The sequence below is a fragment of the Kaistella chaponensis genome, assembly GCF_900156725.1.
Taxonomy (GTDB): Bacteria; Bacteroidota; Bacteroidia; order Flavobacteriales; family Weeksellaceae; genus Kaistella; species Kaistella chaponensis.
Window position 1 is genome coordinate 72,868 of the sequence record NZ_FTOI01000008.1, and the last position, 26,211, is coordinate 99,078.

Sequence of the window (26,211 nt, forward strand, 5' to 3'; positions counted from 1 at the left end):
TTTTAGGAATGAAATAAAGATTGAAAGAGAATTTTCAACTTCTTTTTAATACGATAGGAAATTGAATTTTGATAAGCCAATAAACTGAAAATTTCTTCAGAATTGGTGAATTTTTCGGGGATATTTTTTCCGTTGATGGTTTTTAAATTCCGTCTTTTCATGGCACTAAAAATTACTTTTGCCCAATATTCGTAAGAGCTTTGCTTGTTTTCATTCTGAGAAATTCCTCCTTGATGAGATCGGTAAAAATAATCTGCTTGATCAATATATTTCACATTTCCCTTTTCATACATTTTATAATATAAATCCTGATCTTCTGCAATACGGAATTCTGGATTCATCTTTTCGCACTGTTCATAAACTGATTTTTTGAAAGCAACAAATGGTGCAATTTGAATGGGACAATTAAAAAAACAAGCGTCCCCGTTTGGAACTTGCATCGCGGATTTGAATTCGGAGATAGGATTAAGATTTTCATCACATTTTACCAGTCGGGAATAGGTGAGTACAACCTTTTTGTTTTCTGTAAATGTATTGATGGATGCCTGTAAAGCGTTGGAACCTAAAGTATCATCGGGATCAAGATACCCGCAGATTTCTCCGTTGGCAAGATCGATTAATTTTGCTTTTGTAAAACCAACGCCTTCATTGTTAGAATTTTCAAACAGTAAAAAGCGGGAATCATTGTGGATGAGTTGCTTAATAATTTCAATTGAATTGTCTGTTGAAGCATCATCAACAATTACGGCTTCCCAGTTTTCATAATTTTGAAGAAGGATACTTTTATAGCAGTCTTCAAAATATTTTCCGTTGTTATAATTGGCAATAAGGATAGAAAAGGTCATCAAATTGTTCTTATAAAAATACAAATATAAAGGATTTCTTTGTTACCATATTTTTTGTTTATTTTTGTGCCTTAAATAATACAAATGGGTGAAATAAAAAGGGTTGTCAAGACTTTTGTAGGGTATCTTAAACGTCCGGATCTCTACCCAGAATTAGGCCGAAAAATCATCAAAAATATTTTCAATAGGAAAAGTGCTTTTCGGGGCAAAGAGAAAACCAATTTATGGGCCTCCAAAATTGCGATAAGTCAAGAGCAAGCCATTGAAAAACTTTTTGGAATTCCCTTTCAAAAATTTCCCGAACAGTTTCACCAAGAATACCAAAACGCCCTAGAAATCCAAAATAATTGTCCCATCAAAATGGGTGGAGCAGGAGCATTGGAGTTGCTTTTTGCCGCTTGTGAATTTACCAAAGCGAAAAGTGTGGTGGAAACCGGCGTTGCTTATGGATGGTCTTCGTTTGCCGCATTAATTTCTTTGGAAAAAAGAAATGGCGCGCTTTACAGTTCAGATATGCCCTATTTAGGACAAGATGGTGATCAATATGTAGGTTGCATCGTTCCGCAACATCTTAAAAATAACTGGAAACTTTTTAGACATGCAGATCGGGAATCTTTACCGAAAATTTTAAAGGAAACACAACAAATAGACGTGGTTCATTATGATTCTGATAAATCTTACGAAGGCATGAAATGGGCCTATGAAACGCTTTTTCCTTATGTAAAAAAAGGAGGCGTTTTTATTTCAGATGATATTAATGATAATTCCGCTTTTCAGGATTTTTGTGAGCTAAAGAATATCAAACCAACTGTAGTGGGGTTTGAAGGTAAGTTTGTTGGGGTTTTTGTAAAATAGTAATCCGTGCGATTGAACAATTAACAATGGTAAAAAAGCTTATTATCAATGCCGATGATCTTGGATTTTCTTTGGGAGTAAACAAGGCCATTTTAGAAGCGAATAATAAGGGATTTCTTTCCCATGCGAGTTTGATGGCAAATACCGAATATTTTAATCACGCCATCGAAGAAATTATTCCGCAGTGCAAAAATTTAAAAGTCGGTGTACATGTAAATCTGACCTGTGCAAAAGCTTTATTTCCCACGAATGTTGTCACAGAAAAAGGATTTCTTAATAATACTTTCGTGAGTTTACTTTTTAAAATAAAATCGAAAAAAGTGTTGGAATCCCTCGAAAAGGAGATCGAAATGCAAATTTTGAAAATAAAAAATGCAGGAATTGAAATTTCCCATATCGACGGACATGAACACGTTCATATCATTCCATCCATCAATAAAATCGTAAGAAAATTAGCAAAAAAACACCGTATTTCAAGAATAAGAGAAATCAACGAAGGTTTTTTTGAAAGTTGGAAATTTAATGGTAAAACAGCATCTTTCTCTAATATTTTGAAATTATTTTTGCTAAAATTCCTTTCTTTGTTTAATGATAATTCGGGTGATACAGGATTTTATTCGATGCTCAATACGTGCGAAATCAACGGTTTTAATTTGTTTCAGTTTTTGAAAAACAGCAGGAAGTATGAAACGGTAGAAGTCATGTTGCATCCAGCGTTGAGCGATTTAGATTCGCCGGAATATTATCAGACGCTGCATCCTAGATTTGTGAGTTTTTTTCAAAATTCTTCTCGGAAATCAGAATTCGATCTGTGTTTTGATGAGCGTTTTAAAGAATATGAAATCTTATAACAAAGAATAGTAGAAAGGAAAATAATGACCAAAACATTTAGCCAACTAAAGAAAAGTTCCAAAAAAATTGCTGAAAATTCTAAAACGATTAAAGTCGCGATTTTAGGAGATACCGCTACTCAATTTCTGAATGTTGCTTTACAGGGAACAGCTTTCGATCAAGGATACCATTTTGAAATTTACGAAGCAGATTTTGGTCAGATTTCCCGACAAATAATGGATCCAACCTCAGAATTTTATGATTTTGAGCCAGAATACACGATTATCTTCGAAGCCTCTCACAAGTTGCTTTCTTACTACTATAAATCGTACCATGATCAACTTAATTTTGCGCAGAATAAAATTAATTACCTGGAAGATCTTTATCATACGATCACACAGCGAACAAAAAGCAAAGTGATTTTCTGTAATTTTCCGGAGATTGATTCGCAGATATTTGGTAATTTTTCGCAAAAAGTAGAAGCGTCTTTTGGTTTCCAACAGCGGAAACTCAACTATCTTTTAGCAGAATTGGCTTTAGAAAAAAGCAATCTTTTTATTGCAGATCTGTGCGCAATTCAAAATAAATTTGGTCGGGATCTTATGTTTTCTCCCAACGTTTACATCAACACAGAAATGGTTTTATCATTGGATATTTTGCCTGTCGTTGCTGAAAATATGGTGGGAATTATCTCTTCCATCGAAGGGAAATTTAAAAAATGTTTGATTCTCGATTTAGACAATACAACTTGGGGCGGAATTATTGGCGATGATGGTTTAGAAAAAATTCAGATCGGAAGTTTAGGAATCGGAAAAGCGTTCTCCGAATTTCAACAGTGGGTAAAAGCTTTGCAACGGCGCGGAATTATTATTGCCGTTTGCAGTAAAAATGACGAGGATAAAGCAAAAGAACCTTTTGAAAAACATCCGGATATGGTTTTGAAACTGGAAGATATTTCGGTTTTCGTCGCCAATTGGGAGAACAAAGCAGATAATATTCGAAAGATTCAGAGCATTTTAAATATCGGTTTTGATTCGATGGCTTTTCTGGATGATAATCCTTTCGAAAGAAACTTGGTTCGCGAAAATCTACCCGAAGTTTGCGTGCCGGAATTACCGGAAGATCCTGCAAATTATCTGGAATATCTCTACGAATTAAATCTTTTCGAAACCGCCAGTTTTTCTGAAAACGATGCAGAAAGAACCAAGCAATATCAAATAGAATCGCAACGTGCAACTGCTTTGGAAAGTTTCACCAATGTAGAAGAATTTCTGAAAAGTCTGAATATGATTTCTGATGTTCAGGAATTTAATAATTTCTCGAAACCCAGAGTTTCCCAGCTTTCTCAGCGCAGCAATCAGTTCAATTTGCGAACGGTAAGATATACCGAAGAAGAAGTGAATGATTTGATACAATCTGATCAACATTACACCTTATCTTTCACTTTAGAAGATAAATATGGTGATAATGGCTTAATTTGCGTCATCGTTTTGAAAGGTTTGGATCCTGAAAATATTTTCATAGAATCGTGGTTTATGAGTTGTCGTGTTTTGAAACGAGGGATGGAAGAATGTACCTTGAATACTATTGTAGAAACGGCAAAAAAGAACGGATTCAAAAAATTGATCGGAGAATATATTGAAAGTCCAAAAAACCAAATGGTTCAAAATCATTATGAAAATCTTGGTTTCAAGCCTGAAAATGGAAAATGGATTTTAGAAATAGCCGATTATCAACCAAGCGAAGTCAACATAAAAACTAAAAATAATTGAAATGAATAACGAAGAAATTTTAGAGAAATTATTACCAATATTCCACGAAGAATTGGATAATGAAGAGATTGTTTTGAGCAGAGAAACTACTGCAGACGACATCGAAGAATGGGATTCTTTGTCTCATATTCAGTTGATTGTGGCAGTTGAAAAAGCATTTAAAATCAGATTTACTTCCGCCGAAATCCAAAGTTGGAATGATGTAGGCGAAATGATCGACTGTATTTTATCTAAATAATGATCCTTTCGCTCCATCAGATTTTTCAGCATCAATTTACGGTTGATTCTACTGTTTATAAAGGTTTCAAAGAAATTTTCCAGGATAAAAATGCACTTCATACAAACGAAGAATTTGCGAAAGAAAAAGGATTTGCCGGAAAAGTAATGCACGGAAATATTCTGAATGGCTTTATTTCCTTTTTCATAGGTGAACTTTTACCTTCCGAGGAAGTGATGATTTTATCGCAGACCATTAATTTTAAAAATCCTGTTTATTTGAATGATATTCTTAATTTTGAAGCAACGGTGATTGAACAGTCGGAAGCGGTAAAAGTGGATGTTATAAAATTCAAATTTGTAAATTCAGCTTTGAAAACAGTTGCTTCAGGTAAAATTCAAATTAAAGAATTGATATGAAAAAAGTAGTTTTAACGGGAGGTTCCGCGGGAATTGGTAAAGCGATCAATTTGTTTTTGCTCAGAAAAGGATATGAGGTTTTGTTTACTTTTAATAATTCTTCTCAATCCGCAAATGAAATTATCGCAGAATTTCCGAACGCAAAGGCTTTTCAGATCGACTTTTCAAATCCGGAGCAAATCCATAATTTTTTGAATGAAATTCAAGGTTTTAAACCCAATATTTTGATCAATAATTTCTACAGCGGCACTTTTATCGATACCTATTTTCATAAGACAGAATCTGATAAATTTCTCGCAGATTTTCAAACCAACGTTATTCCTACACTACAAATTACGCAGGAATGCATCAAGATATTCCGAAAAGAAAAATTCGGAAGAATTATCAATATTTTATCTTCATCCCTGAAATCTCCGGCAATGGGAACTTCGGTTTACAATGCAAATAAGGCATATTTGTTACAGATGAATAAAAGCTGGGCTTCAGAAAATGTGAAATTTGGCATCACTTCCAATTCAATTTCTCCGGCATTTACTTTGACAGATTTTCACAAAAATATGGATGAAAGACAGGTTGAAAATATCCTTGCAATGTATCCTTTAAAAAATAATCTGGAAGGAAAAGACGTCGCTGAATTTGTAGAATTGTGTCTTAACGGCGGATCGCATTTTAATGGAAATCACGTGTTTTTGGACGCTTCAAATTCTTAAAGAAATCACCATTTTATGCTGCTGAACTCTTATTATTTTATCTTTTTTTTTCTCATACTTTTTTTCATTTATTGGAAGATGGCAAAGAATGCCACCTTACAAAATGTGGTTTTGCTTTTGGGAAGCTGTATCTTTTATTTTTCCTGGAGTCCGCAGTTTTTAGCTCTACTTCTTGTGACAATTGTTGCAACTTTTTACATCAGCAAAAAAATAATTGGCGCGGAGGATTCTTCCAGAAAATGGTGGAGCAGATTTGGAATTTTGGTCGTTCTGCTGCAGCTGCTTTATTTTAAATATTTCAACTTTTTTATCGAGAATGTTCACGATTTTCTACAGCAGATTGGCTTCAACTCACCGAAAAATATTTTATCCATTATTTTACCACTCGGAATCAGTTTTTATTCCTTTCGAATGATCGGTTATTTGTTGGATGTAAGAAATAAAAAAATCAAAGAAATCCCAACTTTACTGGAATATTCTGTGTTTGTTGCTTATTTCCCAACCATGATTTCTGGACCAATCGATCGTTCTGTACCTTTCGTAAAACAGATCAATGTGAAACGGGATTTTTCTTCCGAAAGTTTTTCTGATGGTCTTCGACAATTGTTGTGGGGATTGTTTAAAAAACTGGTAGTTGCAGACACGATTGCGACCATTACGAGTCCCATTTTTGAGAATTATTCTACTTTAAATGGAAGTGCCTTATTTATTGGGTCGGTGCTTTATTTTATTCAGCTTTATGCAGATTTTTCCGGATATTCGGATATGGCAATTGGAATCTCAAAACTCCTAGGAATTAAAGTTCATATCAACTTCAAATTTCCATTATTTGCGCAGAATGCCGCGCATTTTTGGCGAAAATGGCATATTTCTTTAACCTCTTGGTTAACTGATTTTGTGTTTACTCCTTTGTCAATTCAGTTTCGGGATTACGGAAAATGGGGCTTAATTTTAGCGATTATTATTAATTTTCTGCTCATCGGTTTTTGGCACGGCGCAGCTTGGCATTATGTAGTTTTCGGTCTTGTCAATGGTTTGATGTATGTTCCTTTAATACTGCGCGGAAAATTAGGAAAGAAATCAAAAACCACTGAAGGATTGTTGCCCACATTCTCGGAGGCAAAAAATATGGCGATCACTTTTTTGAGTTTCAGCTTAATTATGATCTTATTTTCTGTTAAAGATCTTGCAATGGCGGGAGAATTTTACAAGAAGATATTTTCTTCAAGTCTTTTTCAAATCCCGAATTTTCCTGTTCAAAAGGAAGTTGCTGTTCTCATTTTTATCATGGTCGCTTTAGAATGGATCACAAGACATCAGGAATTTGCGCTGGAAAATTTTCTAAAAAGCAATTCGCGTTTCGTGAGATGGGGATTCTATTACGTTTTGGTTTTTCTGATATTTCTCTTTTATATTGCACCCAAAGGTTACATTTATGCACAGTTTTAGGAAGTCAATTTTAAAATTATCCCTGTTTTCAATACTTCCGTTATTGATTATTGGGTATGCAGTTTTTCTCACGGGAAAACAAACGGATGATTTTTACAAGAGATTTACTTCGGCGCCACAGCATTCTCTGATTTTGGGAAGTTCACGCGGTTCAGGTATAAATCCAGTGATTTTAGACCAAATAATTCAGCCGAAATATCCCAATGTAAAATTTTACAACTACGCATTTACTTGGGGTCATTCTCCGTACGGACCAAAATATTTGGAATCCATTAAAAAGAAGTTAGATCCTGCAACCAAGGACGGAATTTTTGTAGTAATTGTAGAACCGACTGCTTTAATGGTCACCCGTTCCAAACCGGATTCTCCCGAGTATTATTTTGAAAATGATAAGTCTGTTGCCAAAACTAATTTTGTAAATATAAATCCAAATGTAGAATACCTCCTAGAAAGCTATGATTATTCTTTGACAAGGGCTTTAAATTTAAAAATAATTCCGCCAAAAAATCCAATGGCGGACATTCAAATTTTAGATAATGGAAGGATGGAAGTGAAAATGATTAAAGATTTTACTCCAGAAAAGCGTATTGAAGAGAATAAGCGGAAGATGGTTGAATTTCAAATAAGAATTGATGAACTTAAATGGTCTGAAAAAAGAGAAAAATATTTAGGAGAAACGATCACCTTTTTACAGAAACATGGCAAAGTGATACTGTTGAGGATGCCTATTTATAAAACTCCATATGAAATAGAAAATGATGCCGTTCCATTTTTCGACTCAAGAATCCAGGAAATTGCGAAAAAATATAAGGTGAGTTACACCAATTATAATCAGATTCCCAATCATTATAAGTCGATTGATGAGGTACATTTAGAATCGAATTCAATGAATGAATTTTCGAAAAAACTAGGAGAGAAGATTGTTTCAGAATAAATCCTTTCGGAAATTGATATTGTACAATCCAGACCGAATACTTTTAAAATCAAAAATTAAATATTTCGCGATCATTCCCCATTTTTTTAGGAAAGAAGCATTGGCAATCTCATAACTTCTGTGCATTCTTTTGATGTGAAGCAACTCCTCTTTCGGGATGTTTTCTTCCGTTTCTGCCCAGTTTTTCACTTCTTTCCAAAGCATAACTTTCGAAATTGAAGGTTTTACTTTCCCAGAATCAACCTGCGTAATTCTATTCCTTTCATGAACGCCTCGATTCGCCACAGCTTTGTCTAAAATCCCGGGATAAAGATCTAAATAGTAAGAAAGCCTGAACAAAAATTCTGTGTCTTGATGAAGTCTGAGATGCGTTTTCATCATGGGTGAAAGTTTTTCGTCCAGCGAAGATTTTCTGATGGTTAAAGCATCAATACTGAACAAACCGAAGCTTCCGTTCATTCCCAATTGTCCGCGAAAAACGTCTTTTGGTGAATGTTTCTTATAAACCGTTGTTAATCGATCTCCAAAAATTGAAAAATTTTGCGCTTTCGCTTTTTCCGTATAATAATGAACGCCAATTGCGCTATAAACTCCTTCTACTTCAGGATTTTTAAATAATTCTTTTTCCGCATCGAAGCGGTTCGGCAAATAATAATCATCCGCATCCAAAAATGCGATAAAATCTCCGGTCGCTTTTTCTAAACCCAAATTCCGGCTCGCTCCAGCTCCATGATTTCCCTGGTCGTGATGTTGAAAAAGTTTGACGCGATCATATTTCTCTGCTAAAGTTTTGCAGACTTCCAAAGCATTGTCTGGAGATTGATCTTCCACCAAAATAATTTCCCAAACTTCCGGAAATTGCAACGCAGATTCTACGGCTTGAGTAATATATTTTTCGGCATTATAAACCGGCGTGATAACGGAGATCTTCATAAATTTTACGCCTTTAATCTAGTTTTTAAATAATGGGTCACTTTAGTTTCAATAAAATGATAGAAAAATGCTGCTACTGCAATCACCACAGCGATTTTTAGAAAGAAATGGGGAACATTGAGGAAACCTTCTACTTTAAATCTTCTAAAAAACATTTCTACAAATGGGTGCGAAAGATAAAGGGAATAAGAAATGTCTCCAAGGAATACAAAAAATTTATTTTCGCCCCATTTAAAAGTGAAATCGAACAGTAAAAATGAAACTACAAATAGACTGATAATCAGGAGAATCAGCATTTCATTATTAATTGCAACAATATTAAAAAGGTGCACTGTAAAAGCCGAAATCCCCAAGAAGCAAATCGAAAAGGCATATTTTTTTGGAATCGTAAATTTCGTGAGGAGTAAAGAAAATAAGATTCCCACCACAAAATAGAGATTTAAATTGCTGGTAACCATTTTCAGATAGGCATTTTCAGGCTGAAAAATCAGTCCCAAAATATAGGTTGCTATAAAGAATGCCACAATGAAAAAATACCGGTTTGCTTTAAAAATCAGTGATAGTCCAAAGATGAGATAAAAAAACATTTCAAAATTCAGAGACCACCCTAAATACAGGATAGGAAATGCTTCTTTTTGCGGAATAAACAAAACAGAATGAAGTAATCGGGAGAAAGATTCCCCCTGAAAATACAGCAAGAAATTGCCTCCAATGAACATCCAGAGAAAGGTAAGTAAAAAATAGAGAGGAATAATTCTGATCACGCGTTTTTTGTAAAACGAAGAAATCTGTGCGGAAATACCTGATTTTAAATCCAGTTTTCGGGTAGTAAAAGCCATGATAAAACCACTGATCACGAAAAAAATCGGAACTCCGATGCTTCCTTTTTGAAATAAAACGGTCCCGATTTGTAAGTTCTCGAAATTAAGATCTTCCCGGAAATGAAAACAACAAACCAGTAATGCGGAAATTCCTCGTAAAATTTGCAGATTGTTGAGTTTCATTTGTTGAGATAAGTGAATCGATATCGGGTTTTCAGAATTTTTGGATGCTTAAAAATGGACAATGCAACACTCCAATATTTCGCAATTCCTTTTTTGGTTGCTAATTCAAAAGATTTTTGCCTCAACTGGATATGTTCAAAATATTTACCGTCCATGCTTTTATCTTTTGCCCACATGTAAACCGAATTCCAGAGCAAAAATTGCCTTTGATTGTATTTTTCGGAGTAGATTTTAATTTTCGTAATCCGATTGTCATCATGAACACCTCTCATGGAAACGGCTTCATCGATCAATCCTGATTTTAAGTTGCAGTGATACGCAAGTTTGATAATGAAATCACTGTCTTGATGAACGCGTAAATTTTCATTGAATTTTAAATGATGTTCTCGTAGAGATTTGGTTCGAACCGTTAAAGCAATCAAAGAGAAAAACGTTCCGAAATCTTTTTCTAATCCCAATAAACCATAGAAAATGTCTTTGCCTTCTGCTGGTTTTTTCACGGTGGTTAAGACTGAATCTTTAAATTTTTCCTGAAATTCTTTCTTTCCTTTTTCCGACAGAAATGCTGTTCCGATGGCGCCAAAAACACCTTCTATTTTATCATTTTTAAAGAGTTCTTTTTCGGCCTCAAAACGGTTCGGAAGGTAGAAATCATCTGCGTCTAAAAACGCGATAAATTCAGCGCTCGCTTTTTCTAAACCCAAATTTCTGCTCGCTCCAGCTCCGTGATTTCCTTTGTCGTGATGTTGAAAAAGTTTTATTTTAGAATTTTCTTGCGCTAATTTTTTACAAACCTCTAAAGAATGATCGGTGGATTGATCTTCAATTAAAAGAACTTCTTGTACTTCTTCAAATTGCAACGCAGAATGTACCGCTTTTTCTAAAAAAGCTGCGGCGTTGTAAACAGGAATTATTACAGAAATAGTCATGAAATACTTTTAAATAAATTCTTTATAATTTTCTGCCCAAAGCGATAATTGCAGCAAATTCCAATGTTTTTTGTCTTTATTTAAAAACGTTTGCGTTGTCGAGAAATCGATGTAATCAAAAATTCTATTTTCTTTGTTTTTTAGTAAATCATCAGATAATTTCATGAAACTATCTTCCTCAAACCAATTTTCTACCGAAGAGCCAAAACCTTGCTTTCCTCTGTTTCTAATGGATTCTGTCCAATAATTTTGCATGCTTTCGCGCAAAATAATTTTATCATTTTGGGAATCTAATTTCAAATTATCCGGCAATTGAATGCAAAATTCTGCAAAATCTGTATCTAAAAACGGCGTTCTTACTTCCAGTGAATTGGCCATCGCCATTCGGTCTGCTTTTACGAGCATATTTCCGGGAACATATTTTTCCAAATCCACTCTCATAATATCATTCAAAGAGTTTGGGTCAATGTCAAAACTGTAGTTTTGGTGGTATTTCGCAGCTATTCCCAAAGAATTTCTTTCTTTTTCGGTGAAATAATTCCGAACCTTATTTTGATGAAAATCCAGAATATTTTCATGCGCAATGTTTTCATTGGTGAGGTATGAAGTTTGGCGAAATTTCCCCAATTGTTTCAAACCAAATTTCAATAAAATGTTATTGTAAGAAAAATGGTTTTTTAGTTGATTTTCAACGGTATAAAAATGATAACCGCCGAAAAGTTCATCACCAACATCACCAGAAAGGACGACTTTTAAATGTCTGGATGCAGCCTGACAAATTTTAAATTGCGGCGTGTAACTCATATCGGCGAAAGGTTCGTCGAAATAAGGGGAAATCTTGCGTAATTCTGCAGCGATATCACCACGGTTTTCGTGGATTTCAATGTGATTGGTTTTATATTTTTTGGCGATTTCTTCTGCAAATTTTAATTCGCTGTGTTCACCGGAATACCCGAAACTGATGGTGGTCTGCTTTTCTTTAAATTCATTCACCATCGCCACGATCGTCGAAGAATCTAAACCTCCGCTTAAAAAACTGCCCACTTCCACATCGGCAATTAACTGTTTCTGCACCGCATTTTTCAGCAAATGAGAAAACTCTTCTTTCGCATCAGATAAGTTAATTTTAAGATCGGATTTCGGAAGACTGTAATATCTTTCTACCTGAATGTTTCCCTTCGAAAACACCAAAAAATGTGCAGGAGGAAGGGTGAAAATATTGGAATAAATACTCTGTTGCGCGCTTACATAACCGTATTGCAGAAAATGGGAAATCGCTTCTTGATTTACAATTGGCTTTATCAACCCAGAAGCAAGGATCGCTTTCATTTCAGAAGCGAAAATAAACTCGCCATTTTTTCCATGAGCGTAATAAAAAGGTTTTTCCCCGAAGCGGTCTCTTGCGCAGAAAAGTTCCTGTTTTTCTTCATTCCAAATGGCAAAAGCAAACATTCCCGGAAGTTCATCCAGCAAAGCGTTTCCTTTTTGTTCATACATGGCCAAAATTACTTCTGTATCCGATGTTCCGCGATAATGATAATTGGAATATTTTTTTTTGAGATCCAGATAACCGTAAATTTCCCCGTTCAGAACGATACATTCGTTTTTGGTTTGAGAAAACATCGGTTGTTTGCCGGTTTCGGAAAGATCGACGATGGATAATCTCCGATGTCCCAAAGCTGCATTTTCATAAAATTCCTGATGCGCTGAATCCGGACCACGATGCGCAATGGCGTCGGTCATTTTCTGTAATTCTGCTCTGTAATTTGAAGCATTTGGGGTGATAATTCCTGCTATTCCGCACATATTTTTTATAAATTTAAAAAAGTTGGGCCAGCTTGAGCGGCTTTATTTTTAATTTCCTGTAAATTACTGGATTCTGATTTTATCTTATCGTATTTCGATTTTAATTCCTTTGCGAATTTGAAATTTCCGGTCAGCAAATTTTTTACACGGCTCAATTGTAACGATTTTAATTCTTTTTGCAAACCGTTTTTATAGGTTGGATCCAAAATTTTTGTTTCCAGAGAAAGATCTTTGAATTGTTGATAGTTGACTTTATTAAGCGCTTGTTTTCCATCATGAACCACTTTACTTTCGGGACAAAGTAGAATTTTTTTTCCATGAAAACGAAGCCGGTTTACATATTCGTTATCTTCGCCGTAATGGAAAAAATACGGGTTAAATCCGCCCACTTTTTCGATGGTCGCTTTTGGTAAAAACCAATGTGCAGCATTGACGAAGGAGATTTCATAAAACGGTTTTGTTATTTTTAAATACAGATCAGAGATCATTCTGTTTTCAAAATTCTGGGAGATGTATTTGTCTAAAAAAACATCTAGTTTTTCTTCGGTTCCGTCTAAATGCATCGGACTTAGAATCCCGATTTCTTCTTTTTTAGGGTAATTTTCGTAGACCTCAAGCAAATATTGAATAGAATCTTCGAAAATCCATGCATCTTGATTCATCAGATAAAAAAAATCTGCACCGTTTTTATAGGCTTTTTCAATTCCTAAATTATTGGCTTTTCCGAAACCCAAATTTTCTGCGGACTGAATAAATTCAACTTCCGGAAAATGAGTTTTAATAAATTCCTGCGTTCCATCATAAGATCCATTATCGACCACCATCGTATGCACCGGAACTGATGATTTCCGTAAACTCGAAAAACATTTTTCTGCCCATTTCATGGCGTTGTAGGTAACGATAATGAGGTAGATTTTTTGGTGCTCCATTTATTATTTATGTATCATCTTGTTCAAAAGTCTCCACTTTCTTTTGATGTTAAAAATTAACACTTCAGATTTTGATATTTTAAACTCATTTTCTTTTGCAATTCCATAATCTGAAAAATCAAAATTAGCGATTCTTTTCGCATTTTCTTCACTGTTATTCACAAGATTGTGTGAATGAATATACTGAATAAATCTTGGCTCCGAATCAAAAGCGGTGTAATTTTTATAATTTCGGTATTTTAAATGTTCTTCTTTCACCACCGTTCCGAAATTGTTTTTTTCTTCTACCAAACTGATGAAAGGATTTGCAACCATATAAAAAACATTGATGAATGCGTTGCTTTCTGAAGTTTTGGTCAATTGCAAACCACGCTTCAGATCAATTACAAGATCATGTTTTGGCTCAAATTTCTCCTGAACAGTTTCGATAAATTCCCGATGCAAAAGATCGTCATTATCTAAATCGGTTGAAATTAAAAACTGAGTTTCGTCTTGAAAAAAGGTGGGAATGATTTCAAGCGCTTTACTTTGCAGATCCTCAAAATTCTGCACAAACACAGGTTGAAATAACGAAAATTCTTTTTCGATTTTTTCGATTTCATGCATGTATTTCTTGGGCGTATTTGCATCAAAAAAAACAAGCCAGATGAAATTTTTATTCGATTGGTTCTTAAAAGAAGGCAGACAATACTTTTGAAAAATCTCAAAACGATCTTTCAGCCATTCTTCGCTCAAAGGTTTTGCGCCGCCACGAGTTACGGTCCAGACTGAAGTTGGAACGTTGAAGCGGGTGGTGATAACGTGAATAAAACTCATTTTCAAAAATTAATTTTTTGCATTTTTAATAATGACTTTCTGTAGCGAATGACTTTTGCGTAAGTTTTTGGCATTTCTAGAAATGAAGAATTTTATAATAATATTTGTTTTTCAGGTGAACTACCATCCGGTTTGGAAAAGAAAATTCCTTCAAAAATAAGGAATATTTATCTTTAATTTCTTGCCGGTAATCTGCTGCAATTTTTGGGTTTAGATTAAATGCGGTTGTATATTTTTGGAGCCGCAAATAGTGTTCAGAACGAAGTTTAATTTTTGTAAGTTCGCTGGTTTGCGATTTTTCATTTTCACGAAATCCGATGGATTGTTGATCATGTTGTCTGTACGCGCCTAAATTTTTAGGAATCAACCCAAATTTTTCATCTCGCAATGCTTTAATAATCAGTTCGTAATCGTGAATAAGGATGGAATCTATTTTTTGTAAAGGCAAATAATCGTGCAAGGTTTTTTTCCGAATAGCCAAACTCATTCCGGGGAAAATATTTCCATTGATTAAAATGTACTGTAAAAGTTCGTGGTTGGATGGTTTTGTTTCTGAATGGAAGTTTTTCAATTCCCAAAATGTTTTTTTGCCATCGTAGGTTCCGATCAAGTCTAGATTGTGGGCTGCAACACCAATCAAAGGATTTTCTTTGAAATAGTGAAGGATAAATTTCACTTTATCTTGATGCCAAACATCATCTTGGTCGCAAAGAAAAATGAGATCTCCGGTACAAAGGGAAAGTGCTTTCTCAAAATTCGCCACATAACCGAGGTTTTTTTCATTGATGAAAATTCTAAAAAGTTCAGGAAAGCGGGCTTGATAATCCTGTAAAATAGACTGCGTATTGTCTGTAGAACCGTCATCGCAAACTACAATTTCATCAACAGGATTTTCTTGGGACAAAATACTGTCTAGTTGCTTTGCGAGATATTTTTCGCCGTTGTAGGTGCAAAGTGCGACGGAGATGGTAGTTTTTGCCATTAGGAAAATAATTTCTTAAAGGATATGTAATACTTTAAAATTTTAGTATTTTGCAGTTGATGGATGTATTTTTTTTGTTCGAAATCTGTATTTTTTAATGTAAGATTCTGTCTGTTGATTCTTGAATATAGTAATTTTTTTGTCTCTTCACCATAAAGATCAAAAAGGTAATTATTTACGTTGAAATTATCTTGATAAACTGCCAATTTGTTTTTCGAAGCTCCGTCAATATTGTGTCTGTAAAATGCTAATTTTTCGTTGATAAACTTTAGTTTCAATGTATTTTTGTTGAAAATTTCCAACCAAAAGATCCAATCTTCATTGGCTTTGAAATCACTTCGAAATCTGGTGTCTGCAAGTAGATCTTTTTTAATCAAAACACAATGAATTGGCAAATTGAAATCAATGTCCCACCGGGAAACTAAGTTTTGAAAATTAATTTCTGAGCTCGTAAGGTCACAAAATGGAGGAGCAATTTCATCTCCAAAAATCATGGCAAAATTTGTAATAATGATGTTTGAATTTTCTGCAAAATATAAAGATCGCTCTAGTTTATTTGTTGAAATGGTATCATCTGCGTCTAAAAATTGAATCCAATCTCCATTTGCATGATCTATTCCAAAATCACGGGTTTTGGTAACGCCTTCATTTTTTCGCTCGAAATAGATAAATCGCGAATCTTTGGAAACCCATTTTTCGCAGATTTCTTTCGTTTGATCTGTGCTTCCATCATTAATTAAAAGGCATTCCCAATTCTTGTAAATTTGATTTTCTACAGATTTCAAAGTTTCTTCAAGATAATTTTCTTGATTGTAACAGGGAACGATTATAGAAATAAGAGGTTGCATTTATTTTAAATAAAGTGGATTGAAATTTTTGAAAAAGCCAAAAATTTTGAGAAATTTAATCAATCTAGATTTCAAAAGCTGGTTATATTTGTTTTCCAGATCTTTAACAGCAAATTGCTTTTTTTTAAACTCACTAAAAACTGCATAGTCTTGTATAAAACTAGGAAATTCTTTTAATAGAATCTCATCTCGTTCTTTTTTTACTAAATCTGTATTTTGTGAACTTATGCCATCTACAAAAAATGCAGAAATTGTAATTTCTATATGTTTATAGGTTGCCTTTTTTTTACAAATTGCCAAAAGAAACCATTTCCAATCTGAACAAATTTTATATTCTTCATCATACCCTCCGAAAGTATCAAATGCTGTTTTTTTTATAAATGAACATGGGTGATACAATGTATCTGTAAAAAAGCGATAAAAACTAAGTGTTTCGGGCGTTTTTCCTAACCAATTGCGTTCATTTTCTACAAATGACAAATTTCCAGAAATAATATCTTCATTACACAAATAAGTTTCACAAGATTTTAAAACATCATTTTTATAAAGAATATCTCCACTATTCAAAAAAAGCAGGTAATCTCCTTTTGCAGCGGAAATTCCTTTGTTCATAGCGTTGTAAATTCCTTTATCAGGTTCACTGATCCAATAGGAAATTTTTTCTGTATTTTCCTCTATCAATTCTTTACTTCCATCATTGCTTCCACCATCAATAACGATATATTCAAAATCTTGAAAAGTTTGATTGAAAACGCTTTCAAAAGTGCGTTCTAATCCAACTCTTTCGTTAAAGTTGATGGTAATGACTGAAATTAAAGGTGTTTTATCCATTATTATAGTCTAAAAGCAGATCACTTGCAACCATTTCTTTACACAAAGCTGCAATGTCGTACGTTGCAGTCCAACCCAGTTTTTCTTTGGCTTTTGTAGGATCACCTATTAATAGATCTACTTCTGTTGGTCTGTAATATTCCGGATCTACTTTGACTACGGTTTTTCCGATTTCTAACTGGTATTTTGGATGGTCGCAACTCGCTACTTTTGCAATCTCATTTTCATCTTTTCCAGAAAATTCCAGGGTGATTCCCACTTCTTGAAATGCCATGATTACAAAATCACGAATGTAAGTGGTTTTTCCGGTCGCCAAAACATAATCTTCGGGTTGATCTTGCTGCAACATTCTCCACATTCCTTCTACATAATCTTTTGCATGTCCCCAATCGCGCTGCGAATCTAGATTTCCTAAGTATAAACAGTCTTGTTTTCCTTTGGCAATATTAGCTACAGCCATCGTAATTTTTCGGGTGACAAAAGTTTCTCCTCTTCTTGGTGATTCATGGTTGAATAAAATACCGTTGCACGCAAACATTCCATACGCTTCACGGTAGTTTACCGTAATCCAATACGCATAAATTTTGGCAACTCCGTAAGGTGATCTCGGATAAAATGCTGAATTTTCATCATAAAATCCTTTGGCATTTTTATTCGATTCTAAACCACCATATAATTCTGAAGTTGATGCCTGATAAATTCTGGTTTTATCAACTAATCCCAAAATTCTGATCGCCTCTAATAATCTTAAAGTTCCCACTGCATCTACATTGGCAACATATTCCGGGGTATCGAAACTTACTTTTACATGAGACATTGCGCCCAAATTGTAGATTTCATCGGGCTGTACTTCCTGGATAATTCTGATGATGTTCGTGGAATCGGTAAGATCGCCATAATGTAGTTTAAACATCACGCCTTTTTGATGCAGATCTTCATACAAATGATCGACTCTTTGGGTATTGAAAGAAGAAGCTCTTCTTTTGATGCCATGAACTTCATATCCTTTTTCGAGTAATAATTCTGCCAAATAAGAACCGTCTTGTCCTGTAATTCCTGTGATTAATGCTACTTTCGCCATCTGATGATATTGTGTTTTATTTCTTTAAAATTTTTCGTGATATACTTTTGTAATTCCTTCTTCTAAGGCTATTTTGTGCTTCCAACCAAGCTCGTGCAATTTACTTACATCCATTAATTTTCTTGGTGTTCCGTCTGGTTTGGTGTGATCCCAAATAATTTCTCCTTCAAATTTTGTAATTTTTTGAATCATTTCTGCGAGTTCTTTGATAGAAAGATCTTCCCCGGTTCCGATGTTTACCAAACCTGGTTCATTGTAATTTTCCATTAAAAAAACACAGGCTTCTGCCATATCGTCTGCATGCAGAAATTCTCTTTTCGGACTTCCTGTTCCCCAAAGTTCTACAGAAGTTCCGTTGAGTTTAGCTTCATGAAATTTTCTGATCATTGCGGGCAAAACGTGGGAATTTTGTAAATCGTAATTGTCATTGGGTCCATACAAATTGGTCGGCATCACGGAAATAAAATTACAGCCGTACTGACTTCTGTAAGCATCACACATTTTAATTCCTGCAATTTTTGCGATGGCGTAAGGTTCATTGGTGGGTTCCAAAATTCCGGTCAAAAGATATTCTTCTTTTAACGGTTGTGGTGCGAGTTTCGGGTAAATGCAGCTGGAACCGAGAAACAATAATTTTTCAACCTTATTTTTATAGGCTTCGTGAATCACGTTATTCTGGATCATCAGATTTTCATATAAAAAATCGGCTCTGTAGGTATTATTTGCTACGATTCCGCCCACTTTTGCAGCAGCAAGGAAAACGAATTCCGGTTTTTCTTCTTCGAAAAAATCTGCAACAGCTTTAGCGTCTCGTAGATCTAATTCTTTAGAGGATTTCAGCACAAAATTGCTGAAACCTTTATCTTGTAGATTTCTCAAAATCGCACTTCCGACCATTCCGTTGTGACCTGCGATGAATATTTTTGAGGTTGAGTTCATTATTGAATTTTAAATTTTTGCTCCAATCTATCAAAAGAAATTCTTGGAGGAACTGGAAAATATTTACTTTTTAAATGCTCTATTTTTTTTGAATATTTTCTCTTGTTGAGGTAGTAAGATATTCTGTTTGAAGAAGTATTTATTTTTTCTGTGAAATTTTTGATATCAGATAAGGCTTCTCTTTCATTATTCGGAATATTATTGATTTCTAAAGAAATTTTATTTTTAGCTTCAATGATGTATTCGTCAATAAAATTGAGTGACAATTGATTTGCAGATCTTTGTCTAAATCCACCTAACAAAGCAGTTGTAGTATATAATTGCTCATGTCTAAAAAAGCGCAACCATAAATCTAGATCTCCTGCATATTTCATTTCTAAATCAATTTTGCTGTTTTCTTTTTCCCATAATTTTCTAGTCCAAAATGTAGATTCCTGTTGTATCCATTCAAATTTCCCCAGATAATAATCCAGTTTAGACCATCTTTTATAAGGCACTACATCAACTGTTCTCCCTTTTTCATCAAAAGTGGTGGGAATTCCTTGCAGCCATTGAACTTGTTCAAAATTATTAAAAATTTCTGCAACGGTGAATAAGGCATTTTTGTGGTACATATCATCAGAATTTAGCCACGCCATTATTTCTCCAGTAGATTTATCAAAACCCTTTTGTATTGCATCGTATAAACCTTTATCAGGTTCACTTACCCAAAATGCTAATTGCGACTCATATTTTTTAATTATTTCTACAGAATTGTCTGTGCTTCCGCCATCGATAATTATATATTCTAAGTTGGGATAATTTTGAGAAAGAATAGATACTATTGTTTCTTCTAAAAATTCTCCACCATTGTAGTTGGGAGTAATGATGGAAATTTTGGGTAGATTCATTTTAAAAGATTAAAAATATTTTTAATTAAGATTAGAATACAAATCAATTAATATTTCTTTTGCTCCTGTCTCAATTAATCGCTGTGATTGAAGTGAACTATTATGCAATGATTTTTTTCTAAAGTCTAAATCTTTCCACAATTGTTCTATTTTATTTGCTATATCTTCAATTGATTTTGGATTAAAAGTAAAATCTTCATCTCCAATTGTTTCTGGCAAGGAGGTAACATTGGAACAAATTACAGGAACACCAATTAAAATACTTTCCATTAGAGGGAAACTTCCTGCTTCATAAATTGTTGGAATAACTACTCCTAAAGTTGATTTGTATAAACTGTATAAAGTTTCCTCATCAACAATACCTAAAGTTTGAATTTGTGAACTTAAATCAAAATCATTTATTAGTTTAGATATTTTATTTTCAGAATCAATCGTATAATCACCTGTGAAAATAAAATTTACTGAAAGATTTTTTTTCTGTTTCAGATAGTGTATTGCTTTAACTAAATTCTCATGATTTTTATGTTTCCAAAAATTCGCAGGATATAGCAAAAATTCATCAAATTTAATATTGAGATTTTTTATTTTATGACCTTCATATTTTTTGTACCAAAGGTTATCCATTTTGAGGAGTAATGTTATAATATCAGAAGGATTTTTTTTAAAAAACTTTTCTATATCTTTTTTTACATGATCATAACTAACTAAAACTTTATCTGCTTTTTTTATAAAATTTAAATAATTTACTGCTCTATAAGCACGTTCTTCTGCTGAAAAAAAATCAGGAAAATATAATTCTTGAACATCATGCATTGTTGTTAAAAGTTTAACATTTTTGACCTTCGGAAGATATTGGTAAGGACAGTGCAGAATATCTATGGAGTTTATTCTAATAATTCTATCTAACGTAGATTCTTTATTATAAGGTACTTTAGTTATTAAATTTTTAGTACGATTATAAACATAATTTATCTTATCCCTAAGTCTTTCTTTTTTTGTTAAAGGATAATCTGAAAATTTGATTTGCTTTAAATCTGGATTAATAATGATGAGATTCATAATGACCTCATCGTTACCATCATGCAGTATAAAGAAATTAAAAATACCAGTTATCTCTGAAAATAATTTTAAGAGACCAGCTGAGTATTGCCTAATACCACCAAAATCTTGCGATAAGGTTGGAATGTAAAATAAAATATTTTTCTTTCTAGTCATTTATTAACTTCAAAATATATGTGTGAAAATGTAATTTTTCTGCAGAAACTTTTTTCAGGAAATGAAATTTCTCATAAAGTTTCTGAGCCGTTATATTTTCTTTATCTACAGTTAAATGGATTTTCTCAATGTTGTTTTCTTTTGCATCAGAAATTAACTCAGTCATAAGTATATTACCAATACCTTGACCCTGAAAGTCTGGATTAACGCTTATTCCCAACCAGATGTTTCCGTTTTCCTGATCGAGATGTCCATATCCTACTGGAATATCATCATTCATTACTAAAAGAGTAACTAAGTGATTTTGTATTGCAGACATTTCCCTTTTATCAAAATATCTAAAATTAAGTTTTGCTTCTCCTAAATTTGAGATAAAATGATGTAAAAGTTTTAAATCGGAAGAGATATTTTTTATGCGAAGTACTTCCATTTTATTTATAGAAATCTTTAACAGCCGTACATATTTCTATTACTTGTTCATTGGTTAAACCCGGAAAACTTGGGAGGTTAATTCCTCTCCAACCCAACTTCTCAGCAATTGCATGTCTCTGAAATTTTCGAGAATACATAGGCATTGTATGAACAGGATAAAACAAAGGTCTTGTTTCGATGCCTTTATTAGATAAATAACTTCTAAGGTCATCTCGGCTTTTATCATCAGGAACCAAAATGGAGCACATCCAATAGGTATGCTTCACATTCTCAGCTTCATGATGGAATTCAATATTTGTATTTAGAAATTGTTCTCTGTATAAATTTGCAATTTCTCTTTTTCTTTCAATAAAATGTTCAATTTGTTCCATTTGTGCATAACCAATCGCAGCACAAATATTGGTCATTCGATAATTATATCCAATTACATCATGCCAATATTGTCTATGTTGAGCAAGACCTTGTCCTTTAAAATGCACCGCTCTGTCATATAAAGTTTCATCGTTTGTAACTACCATTCCGCCTTCACCGGTTGTTATTGTCTTATTTCCAAAAAAGCTGAAAGTTGATATGTCGCCAAAAGTGCCAACATGTTGATTTTCAAACATGCTGCCAATAGCTTCTGCACAATCTTCAATTAGAAAAATATTTTTTTCAACACACAATTCTTTTAATGATTTCATGTCGCAAGGATGTCCATATAAATGAACTGCCATAATAGCTTTTGTCTTTGCAGTAATTTTTCTTTTAACATCCTCAATATCCATTTGCCATGAAGGTTCTACAGAATCTACAAATACTGGTACTGCTCCTGTGTAAGCGATCGCATTTACAGATGCTATATAGGTAAGTGTGGGTACAATAACTTCATCTTCTGGACCAACACCTAGAGCAATTAATGCTAAATGTATAGCGACAGTCCCATTTGAAACAGCGGTCGCATATTTTACACCGATAAAATTTTTGAAACGATCTTCAAAAAGCTGAAGATATTTACCTTTAGAAGAAATCCACGTACTGTCTAAACAATCGTTGACATATTTTTTTTCGTTCCCTGATAATGATGGTTCGTAAATTGGAATTTTAATCATGTTGTTTTACTGTTTTTTCAAAAATTGACAAATATTTTATTGCAGCATTTTCCCATTTAAGATTTTTAGCTGCTTTTTTTGAATCATTTATATTTTTTATTCTTAATTCTGAATTATTCAAACAATTTTCTATAGCATTTACTAAACTTTCATGTTTTTTTGGATCAAATGTAAATGCTTTAAAACCTTGTAAATGTAAATGCTCTTCATGTGCTTCAATATTAGATTGAATAACAGGTACTCCTAATGACCAAGCGTCTAAACCTACACCATTTCCAGCTTCGTAATAAGATGCATTTAATACTGCAAATGAATTTTTTAGTATATTATCCATTTCAGAATCACTAATGTATCCTAAGCCAATACTATCAATGTTTTCAAAATTAACTATATTTTCAGAATAGGAAGTATTTACTCCTAAATATTCACATTTACCGGTTAGTAATTCTGTGTTTTTTCCTGTGAAAATAAATCTAACACGTATTTTATCTTTATTAATAATCGATGCAGAAGTAATTATTATATTAATATTTTTATGTGAACATAAATGTACAGGACAAACGATATATGGTAAATCTGCATATTTTTTGTAAAAATCTTGATCTTGCCTGTTGTTTTTTCCATCAAATATATTCAATGAAGGTAAATGAACAACATCAACAGATTCAGGTTTTACATTTTTATAAAATTTTAAAAGTTCAGATTTCATGAAATTTGTTGAAACAACTGCAGATGAATCATTTAACCATCCTGAAATATTTTCATTCATTTTTTTTAATGAAACAACATCATAAATTGGAACTCCCCAAAAATATTTAAAATTAAAATCATGAAAGGTGGCAATTTTTGGACAATGTGTTTTTATATTTTGAATTCCATAGGGCCATGGAAAATAGCATAAATCAAAATTCTCACTAATATTAATAATTTCATCTGATAAGCTAATTTTTATTAATGGTTTAGTTTTTACAATTCTATTTTTAATTTTTCGTATAATTCTTCCACTTAGATTTTTAGGATAAATAATAGATTGTGTTTTTAAAGATTCTAATTGAATAACATTAATTGCTTGGGATTCAAATATTTCTAAAATCTTGAGTGAATTTGCTTTTTCTTTATCACAATAAAAAGTAATTTCATGTTTATTCAATTTTTTAATGTGTATTAATAAATTTGTAATAAATCGTGTTCCACCACCAAAATTTAACTGATGATCAAAAATTGCTATTTTCATATTAATTTTTCACTATTTTAAACAAATAAATTGCAACACCAATCCCCTTCATTTCATCAATTGATTTAACTTCTTCAAAATTTTCTTTAAACATACTAGCTTCATTCCAGTACTTATAATTAGGATCGTTTATTTTTTGAAATCTATTTTCAAAGAAAAAATCTCTCTTTTTTTCGGAAATATATTTTGCTTGTATTGGTTCTCCAAATACAGAATAAAACAATTCTTTCATTAACTCTTCATCATGAAATCTTTGTCCGAAATAAAAACCGTTTTCATTTATATTATCTAACCCGTATTCATTGAAATCTATATATTCTTCAAAAGATTCTTTTGCAACAGGAATAGAAACCAAAAAGTAACCATTGTTTTTAGTGACTTTTTTAATGCTTTCTAAAATGCTTGGTATGTAATCAATAGGTATGTGTTCTAATACAGAAATGCTTGAAGTAAGATCAAAAACTGATTCTGAAAATAATGTATCTTGCATTAATTCATTTTTAAATTCAATTTTATTTTCTATGGACAGTAAATTATAAGTTTCTTTTGTTAACTCGATGTCTTTAATATCTGGATTTACCATCACAGTTTTTTCAATATTTTTTTTTTCTGCTAAATAAAATGGAAAAAAACGAGGTGAGCTTATATCTAAATAATTCTTTATGTTTATGTTGTTAAGAAATTTATAACCATAATGCATTTCAAAATATCGAAAACTGTCAAGTGGCATTTTTAATGTTAACTTGTTTTTTTGTACGGTAGTTTTCTTTTTGAAAATAGCAGTTATATATTTTTCAATAACAAAAAGATGAAAATTAGTTCCTAAACCGCCATTTAATTTAGTAATGCCAACTGATAATAAAGATTTAATAAAATCAATATAGAAATTATTTTTAATTGGTATATAAGTGTTCTCTTTATCAAAAATATTTGAGTATTTTTTTTTCATTATTTATTTTTTAATCAAGTTGAAATTTAAAATTGGCCTAAAATATCCTCCCCATTTTCCAGTCCATCCTTCAAAATTTAAACGATCATCAAAAATATTAATTCTTAAAATTTCCTCAAAAAGGGTTAAAAATCTTGCGCCATCCTTAACTATGCCAAAATTAATTATAAGAGTTCCATCATTTAGTAAATTACCAGGAATAATACATTCTGCCTTGAAAAGACCACTGCTTATATTTTTTTGTGGTGTTAACACTGTGAATATGTGTTCAGTGGTACTATGAAATGTTAAATTTAAGTTTATGTTTTCTAAGTCAGATAATGCGTAGAATTCAAATTCTAATTTAAATTCTGTTGAAGTTTTTATTGGACCTTTACTTTGAGTTACAACGTTCGCTTTTAATAATTTTATGAATTCATTTCCAATTGCTTTTTCTAAATTTTCAGCTTCATAAGATTCTAAATTAGAGCTTTCTTTACCCTTTAAATAATAATTATCTATAATATCTAAAGTGTTTCCTTGGGCTAAAAGCTTGCCGTTTTCAAGCATAATAGATTTGTTACATAAACTTTTTAAAGCTACCATATTATGACTCACAAACAAAATCGTTCTTCCTTCTCCTTTCGTTACATCGCCCATTTTTCCCAAACATTTTTTTTGGAACTCAGCATCTCCAACTGCCAAAACTTCATCTACAATCAGGATTTCAGATTCTAAATGCGCCGCAACTGCAAATGCGAGACGAACATACATTCCAGAAGAATATCTTTTTACAGGCGTGTCGATATATCTTTCAACTCCAGAAAAATCTACAATTTCATCAAATTTTCGCGTGATTTCTTTTTTGGTCATTCCGAGGATTGCACCATTTAAATAAATGTTTTCACGTCCCGTCATTTCTGGGTGAAAACCAGTTCCTACTTCCAACAAACTCGCAATTCTACCTTTGGTATATATTTTTCCGGTGGTTGGTTTGGTTACTTTACTTAAAATTTTCAGCAACGTGGATTTTCCAGCGCCATTTCTACCAATAATTCCTACTGCATCTCCTTGTTCGATCTCAAAATTAATGTCTTGTAGCGACCAAACATAATCAGATGAACCTTTGGAACTTCTATCATTGGCTTCTCCAATTTTTAGATAAGGATCTTCATTCCCACGTATCTTGTGCCAAAATCGGTTGAGATCGTGGGTCAATGTTCCCGTTCCTACTTGTCCGAGACGGTATTGTTTAGAAATATTTTCTGCTTTGATTGCAAGGTTGCTCATA

Annotated in this window: 27 protein-coding genes; 8 read left to right on the forward strand and 19 right to left on the reverse strand. The window is 32.9% G+C overall.

Features of this window, described 5'->3' with window-relative positions; genetic code table 11:
• Positions 1–2 precede the first annotated feature (2 nt).
• Positions 3–845: a glycosyltransferase family 2 protein gene (locus BW932_RS09395; protein ID WP_076387247.1), complete on the reverse strand. Its 843-nt coding sequence runs from the start codon at positions 843–845 to the stop codon at positions 3–5.
• Positions 846–929: 84 nt separating this feature from the next.
• Between BW932_RS09395 and BW932_RS09400 the strand changes: the two genes are divergently transcribed.
• The 8 genes from BW932_RS09400 to BW932_RS09435 all read left to right on the forward strand — a co-directional run bounded on the left by BW932_RS09400 (position 930) and on the right by BW932_RS09435 (position 8,032).
• A complete protein-coding gene (locus BW932_RS09400) occupies positions 930–1,700 on the forward strand; it encodes a class I SAM-dependent methyltransferase (RefSeq protein WP_076387248.1) in 771 nt (256 codons plus the stop codon).
• Between the two features lie 26 nt (positions 1,701–1,726).
• Positions 1,727–2,551, forward strand: a complete 825-nt coding sequence (locus BW932_RS09405) for a carbohydrate deacetylase (RefSeq protein WP_076387249.1) — start codon at positions 1,727–1,729, stop codon at positions 2,549–2,551.
• 24 nt (positions 2,552–2,575) lie between these two features.
• Entirely contained in the window at positions 2,576–4,303 is a 1,728-nt protein-coding gene (locus BW932_RS09410; protein ID WP_076387250.1) for an HAD-IIIC family phosphatase, read from the forward strand.
• 1 nt (position 4,304) lies between these two features.
• Positions 4,305–4,541, forward strand: a complete 237-nt coding sequence (locus tag BW932_RS09415; RefSeq protein ID WP_076387251.1) for an acyl carrier protein — start codon at positions 4,305–4,307, stop codon at positions 4,539–4,541.
• Entirely contained in the window at positions 4,541–4,939 is a 399-nt protein-coding gene (locus BW932_RS09420) for a MaoC/PaaZ C-terminal domain-containing protein (RefSeq protein WP_076387252.1), read from the forward strand. The genes BW932_RS09415 and BW932_RS09420 overlap by 1 nt, the downstream gene beginning before the upstream one ends.
• A complete protein-coding gene (locus tag BW932_RS09425; protein WP_076387253.1) occupies positions 4,936–5,649 on the forward strand; it encodes an SDR family NAD(P)-dependent oxidoreductase in 714 nt (237 codons plus the stop codon). The genes BW932_RS09420 and BW932_RS09425 overlap by 4 nt, the downstream gene beginning before the upstream one ends.
• A gap of 78 nt (positions 5,650–5,727) precedes the next feature.
• Positions 5,728–7,098: an MBOAT family O-acyltransferase gene (locus BW932_RS09430; protein WP_159436428.1), complete on the forward strand. Its 1,371-nt coding sequence runs from the start codon at positions 5,728–5,730 to the stop codon at positions 7,096–7,098.
• A 43-nt stretch (positions 7,099–7,141) separates the two neighbouring features.
• On the forward strand, positions 7,142–8,032 hold the full coding sequence (locus tag BW932_RS09435) for a hypothetical protein (RefSeq protein ID WP_076387255.1): 891 nt from the start codon (positions 7,142–7,144) through the stop codon (positions 8,030–8,032).
• Here the strand turns inward: BW932_RS09435 and BW932_RS09440 are convergent.
• The 18 genes from BW932_RS09440 to BW932_RS09525 all read right to left on the reverse strand — a co-directional run bounded on the left by BW932_RS09440 (position 8,024) and on the right by BW932_RS09525 (position 26,210).
• Positions 8,024–8,965 (reverse strand): glycosyltransferase family 2 protein, encoded by a 942-nt coding sequence (locus BW932_RS09440; RefSeq protein WP_076387256.1) that lies wholly within the window; start codon positions 8,963–8,965, stop codon positions 8,024–8,026. The genes BW932_RS09435 and BW932_RS09440 overlap by 9 nt on opposite strands.
• 5 nt (positions 8,966–8,970) lie before the next feature.
• On the reverse strand, positions 8,971–9,969 hold the full coding sequence (locus BW932_RS09445; RefSeq protein ID WP_076387257.1) for an acyltransferase family protein: 999 nt from the start codon (positions 9,967–9,969) through the stop codon (positions 8,971–8,973).
• On the reverse strand, positions 9,966–10,898 hold the full coding sequence (locus BW932_RS09450) for a glycosyltransferase family 2 protein (protein ID WP_076387258.1): 933 nt from the start codon (positions 10,896–10,898) through the stop codon (positions 9,966–9,968). The genes BW932_RS09445 and BW932_RS09450 overlap by 4 nt, the downstream gene beginning before the upstream one ends.
• Before the next feature lie 9 nt (positions 10,899–10,907).
• Positions 10,908–12,704, reverse strand: a complete 1,797-nt coding sequence (gene asnB, locus BW932_RS09455) for an asparagine synthase (glutamine-hydrolyzing) (RefSeq protein WP_076387259.1) — start codon at positions 12,702–12,704, stop codon at positions 10,908–10,910.
• 5 nt (positions 12,705–12,709) lie between these two features.
• A complete protein-coding gene (locus BW932_RS09460) occupies positions 12,710–13,633 on the reverse strand; it encodes a glycosyltransferase family 2 protein (protein WP_076387260.1) in 924 nt (307 codons plus the stop codon).
• Positions 13,634–13,636: 3 nt separating this feature from the next.
• Positions 13,637–14,449: a glycosyltransferase gene (locus tag BW932_RS09465; protein ID WP_076387261.1), complete on the reverse strand. Its 813-nt coding sequence runs from the start codon at positions 14,447–14,449 to the stop codon at positions 13,637–13,639.
• Positions 14,450–14,525: 76 nt separating this feature from the next.
• Positions 14,526–15,431, reverse strand: a complete 906-nt coding sequence (locus BW932_RS09470; RefSeq protein WP_076387262.1) for a glycosyltransferase — start codon at positions 15,429–15,431, stop codon at positions 14,526–14,528.
• A complete protein-coding gene (locus BW932_RS09475; RefSeq protein WP_076387263.1) occupies positions 15,431–16,279 on the reverse strand; it encodes a glycosyltransferase family 2 protein in 849 nt (282 codons plus the stop codon). The genes BW932_RS09470 and BW932_RS09475 overlap by 1 nt, the downstream gene beginning before the upstream one ends.
• Positions 16,280–17,110, reverse strand: a complete 831-nt coding sequence (locus BW932_RS09480; protein WP_076387264.1) for a glycosyltransferase family 2 protein — start codon at positions 17,108–17,110, stop codon at positions 16,280–16,282.
• Positions 17,103–18,191, reverse strand: a complete 1,089-nt coding sequence (gene gmd, locus BW932_RS09485) for a GDP-mannose 4,6-dehydratase (protein WP_076387265.1) — start codon at positions 18,189–18,191, stop codon at positions 17,103–17,105. Before gmd ends, BW932_RS09480 begins: the two co-directional genes overlap by 8 nt.
• Positions 18,192–18,215: 24 nt before the next feature.
• The gene (locus tag BW932_RS09490) at positions 18,216–19,130 is read right to left on the reverse strand and encodes a GDP-L-fucose synthase family protein (protein WP_076387266.1); all 915 of its coding nucleotides are present in this window, start codon (positions 19,128–19,130) and stop codon (positions 18,216–18,218) included.
• On the reverse strand, positions 19,130–20,020 hold the full coding sequence (locus BW932_RS09495) for a glycosyltransferase family 2 protein (RefSeq protein WP_076387267.1): 891 nt from the start codon (positions 20,018–20,020) through the stop codon (positions 19,130–19,132). The genes BW932_RS09490 and BW932_RS09495 overlap by 1 nt, the downstream gene beginning before the upstream one ends.
• A 21-nt stretch (positions 20,021–20,041) precedes the next feature.
• Positions 20,042–21,235, reverse strand: coding sequence for a glycosyltransferase family 4 protein (locus BW932_RS09500; protein ID WP_076387268.1), 1,194 nt, complete (start codon positions 21,233–21,235; stop codon positions 20,042–20,044).
• Positions 21,228–21,665: a GNAT family N-acetyltransferase gene (locus BW932_RS09505; RefSeq protein ID WP_076387269.1), complete on the reverse strand. Its 438-nt coding sequence runs from the start codon at positions 21,663–21,665 to the stop codon at positions 21,228–21,230. Before BW932_RS09505 ends, BW932_RS09500 begins: the two co-directional genes overlap by 8 nt.
• 1 nt (position 21,666) lies before the next feature.
• Complete coding sequence (locus BW932_RS09510; RefSeq protein WP_076387270.1) at positions 21,667–22,758, reverse strand: DegT/DnrJ/EryC1/StrS family aminotransferase; 1,092 nt, start codon at positions 22,756–22,758, stop codon at positions 21,667–21,669.
• The gene (locus tag BW932_RS09515) at positions 22,751–23,992 is read right to left on the reverse strand and encodes a glycosyltransferase (RefSeq protein WP_076387271.1); all 1,242 of its coding nucleotides are present in this window, start codon (positions 23,990–23,992) and stop codon (positions 22,751–22,753) included. Before BW932_RS09515 ends, BW932_RS09510 begins: the two co-directional genes overlap by 8 nt.
• A 1-nt stretch (position 23,993) precedes the next feature.
• Positions 23,994–24,941, reverse strand: coding sequence for a methyltransferase domain-containing protein (locus tag BW932_RS09520; protein WP_076387272.1), 948 nt, complete (start codon positions 24,939–24,941; stop codon positions 23,994–23,996).
• Positions 24,942–24,944: 3 nt separating this feature from the next.
• Positions 24,945–26,210, reverse strand: coding sequence for an ABC transporter ATP-binding protein (locus BW932_RS09525; protein WP_076387273.1), 1,266 nt, complete (start codon positions 26,208–26,210; stop codon positions 24,945–24,947).
• Between the last annotated feature and the right edge of the window lies 1 nt (position 26,211).